This window comes from Flavobacterium croceum DSM 17960 (assembly GCF_002917885.1).
GTDB classification, from domain to species: Bacteria; Bacteroidota; Bacteroidia; order Flavobacteriales; family Flavobacteriaceae; genus Flavobacterium; species Flavobacterium croceum.
The window spans coordinates 1-3,608 of sequence record NZ_PQNY01000050.1; the positions used below are offsets into that span (position 1 = coordinate 1).

5 protein-coding genes are annotated in these 3,608 nt (G+C 33.9%); all 5 read left to right on the forward strand.

The window, feature by feature from the left end:
- The first annotated feature begins 158 nt into the window (after positions 1-158).
- Genes Q361_RS13150 through Q361_RS13170 form a run of 5 tightly spaced genes read left to right on the forward strand, consistent with a single transcriptional unit; the run spans position 159 to position 3,376 of the window.
- Complete coding sequence (locus tag Q361_RS13150; protein ID WP_103727187.1) at positions 159-518, forward strand: DoxX family protein; 360 nt, start codon at positions 159-161, stop codon at positions 516-518.
- A 1-nt stretch (position 519) separates the two neighbouring features.
- A complete protein-coding gene (locus Q361_RS13155; RefSeq protein WP_103727188.1) occupies positions 520-942 on the forward strand; it encodes a nuclear transport factor 2-like protein in 423 nt (140 codons plus the stop codon).
- Entirely contained in the window at positions 942-1,613 is a 672-nt protein-coding gene (locus Q361_RS13160) for a potassium channel family protein (protein ID WP_103727189.1), read from the forward strand. The genes Q361_RS13155 and Q361_RS13160 overlap by 1 nt, the downstream gene beginning before the upstream one ends.
- Positions 1,613-2,620 carry a bestrophin family protein gene (locus Q361_RS13165; protein WP_103727190.1) on the forward strand — a complete coding sequence of 336 codons (1,008 nt, stop codon included), beginning with the start codon at positions 1,613-1,615 and terminating at the stop codon, positions 2,618-2,620. Before Q361_RS13160 ends, Q361_RS13165 begins: the two co-directional genes overlap by 1 nt.
- Positions 2,621-2,632: 12 nt before the next feature.
- Complete coding sequence (locus Q361_RS13170; RefSeq protein ID WP_103727191.1) at positions 2,633-3,376, forward strand: hypothetical protein; 744 nt, start codon at positions 2,633-2,635, stop codon at positions 3,374-3,376.
- The last annotated feature ends 232 nt before the right edge of the window (positions 3,377-3,608 follow it).

A 3,608-nucleotide genomic window follows, 5' to 3' on the forward strand; every position in this document is an offset into this window, starting at 1 on the left:
GCTAAATTGAACATTTGGTTTTCAAATAAACATTTGTGCTAAATTGAAAGTAAGTACCTCTAAATCCGCCACTTCGCCAAGCTGCAAAACGTTATGTGCAACCCTACCGAACGACAGTGCTAACAATTAACAGACAGACAATTAAAAAAAAAGACATTATGACAACAGCAATCAAAATATTCAATTCAATTCTAATTCTTGTAGCCGTTTTTATGGGACTGAAACAAGGCTATGCAATGTTGACAGCAAAGACAGAAATGCTTGAAATGTTTGGCAAATGGAATTTTAGCAAAACAGCAGTAATGATAAACGGAGCAATCACAATTATTGGAGCATTGCTTATACTTCACCCAAAAATGTTTCTTTGGGGTAATTTTATAATGGCGGCAGGTATATTAATGATTATTTGTTTTCACCTTATAGATAAAGACCTAAAAGGCGTTGCAATAGAGTTGCCTTTTCTCTTGCTGAATTTAGTAATCATCTACTTGCAACATCCACTTTCAAAAACAAACTAAAATGAACAAATTATTTTACACATTTTGTATTTTTACAGTTTTAAGTTTTACAGCTTGTGGACAAGCCAATACAAATCAAAAATCAACAAAGCAGAACAACAAAATGGACACTTCAAAACTAACAAACGAAACAGTAAAAAATGCTTTTGATGCTTGGCAAAGTGGCGACAGCAAAACCTTTCTATCATTCTTTACTACTGACGCAAAATTGTATGATGATGGAAACCCAAGAGACTTTTTAAGTTTCGTAAAAGATGCTTGCGGACACGAAAAATTTACAAGCATAGACAAAGTAGAAAATAACGGACTTGATATTACAGGTAATTTTCACACCGAAAGTTGGGGAGACTTTAAAACCTATTTCAAATTTCAAATCAATGCCGAAGGAAAAATAAACCGTTTAGATATTGGACAAGCACATTAATGCAAAATATTTTAAACTACATACACAAACGAAAATATGAATTATTGCTTTTTGCTTTAATTCAACATCTTTTTATTGGCATATTTTTAAACGACTTACCTTTCTACACAAAAATAATTTGGCCTATAAATATGGTCATTTTAGGCATTGCAAGTGTTGGCGTTTTCATTGAAAAAGGTAGGTGGAAAAACGTCATTCAAAATATACTTTTTCTACTTGTTTTGGTTTTGCCAATTGGTTTAACTTTTTGGGGCAACAATCCCAATTATTTTATTTTCCTAAACTTTGGCTATGTTGTTTTCTTCCTTTTTATTTTTTGGGAAGTGTTAAAATATTTAATCAAACCAAGCTATATCAATACCGATATTATTTCGGCTTCGGCTTGTGGTTATTTTTTATTGATAGAAATAAGCACATTCCTTTTACAATTTTTCGTCTATCAAAATCCACAATCATTTAAAGGAATTGATTTGTCAAACCCAGCCTCAACTTATATGGATTTGGTGTATTTTAGTTCCATAACACTTACCAGCATTGGCTTTGGCGACATTACACCAAACACACATTATACTAAACTAATTACCTCATTTTTTGGCATTGCAGGGCAATTTTATTCGGTGGTATTGGTGGGTATTTTAATCAGTAAATTCACTTCAAATAATTCAAAATAATGCACAGCGGTAAATCATATAAACTTTCAGAATTTTTGGTTTGGACAAAACGAACCATATTTTGGCTTTTAATTTTAGGCATTGTTCCCACAATTTTATATCAAGTTGTGGGTTTAAAATGGTTAGCAATTCCTTGGACAGTTGTTGCATTATTAGGAACTGCAACTGCTTTTATTGTTGGTTTCAAAAACACACAAACTTATAATAGAACTTGGGAAGCACGGCAAATTTGGGGTGCAATACTCAACAGTAGCCGAACTTGGGGAACAATGAGCCGAGATTTTTTGAATAATCCAACCAAAACAGAAGAATTGGTTTATCGCCATTTTGCTTGGCTTACAGCCTTGCGTTATCAAATGAGAGATAGCCGAGTTTGGGAAACAACTACAAAAGCTCATAACGAAGATTACAAAGCGTTTTATTCTGTTCCAGAAAAAGAAAGTCCATTAGAAACTGAATTAGCAAAATATATTTCGGCAGACGAACTGAAATATATTTTAACAACCAAAAACAGAGCGGTTCAATTAATGAGTTTACAATCTAAAACATTGAAAGAACTTTTTGCAAACAAAGAAATTGATAGTTACCAATTTGTAGAAATGGAAAAAATGGTAAAAGATTTTTATGATAATCAAGGCAAAAGCGAACGCATAAAAAACTTTCCTTATCCACGACAATTTGCAACAATCAATACATTTTTCATCAAACTATTTTGCTTCCTTTTACCTTTTGGAATGCTCAAAGAATTTGACAAACTCAACGAAAGTATAGAAGGAATAATGAAAGGAAATATGGTTTGGTTAGTAATTCCATTTAGCGTTTTAATTTCTTGGGTTTACACTTCTTTAGAGCAAGTTGGCGAAAGCACCGAGAACCCATTTGAAGGTGGAGCAAACGATGTTCCTATTTCGCAAATGAGCCGAACAATAGAAATAGATTTAAGGGAAATGCTTGGCGAAACCGATTTACCACCAGCTTTACAACCGAAAAATAATATCATTTTATAATTAAAATTCGCAATGAGCAATCAAAATTTAGACACAGTAAAAAAATGGTATCCAAATGCCAAAACAACAGCAGACACCGTAAACAAACTATTAGATGTGATAGAAAATAAATTGGGCTTACAGCCCAATCAATTAATGCACGCTGATAGTATGTGTTGCGATGATGTAAACGCTATTCAATATCCACCAAGAGCATACGAAATGCTTGGCCCTTTCAAAATGGGCGGACTAAATGGTTATCCGTTTGCAGGTGTAACAGGGATGAACGCTTTTGCACACCACGTTCCCGAAGACGGAGCAGTTGTAGTGTTTTATGCACCACATATTGGCATTACAAAAGACGGAACAATTGGCGAAATTCATAGATTCGGGCAATCAGAAAATTCTGCTTGTTGTGGTGCAGCCAAAGGTGCATTAGGCAAACTTTTGAACAACCAAATTGAGAAAGATAACATCACCGATTTGGATTATCAAATGAACACCATTGAACAAATATTTTTGAAACAAGCAGACAGAATTAAATCAGCAGACAGTCAAATATTTGAGGCAACCGAAGTAATGTATGAAGCCATCAATGAAAGAATTGAAGAGTTAGTTTCTAAAACAAATTATCCTTGTAAATATGTGGTTTTAATTGGTGCAATCTTCATTAATGGCGACAAAGATATGGGTTCATTTTGCTCATACAAACGCTTTGACTATATTGACTTGACGACAAAAGAACGAACCAATTTAATGGACGACTTTTATGCGTAGAAAAAAGGGCAGCACATAACAGGGGTTTTGCAATAGTGGGGCAGAAGTGCTAAATTGAACATTTGGAATTCTAATAAACATTTGTGCTAAACTGAACATTTGCGCTTCGATTTCCCCACCATCGCAAAGCCCCAAAACGTTGCCTGCTATACGCGGAAAAATTCCGGAAGAAATTTTTCCTTGTTTATTTAAGAAAGAATTATGAATGTTTCAACTTCGTGGTTTTTTCTTT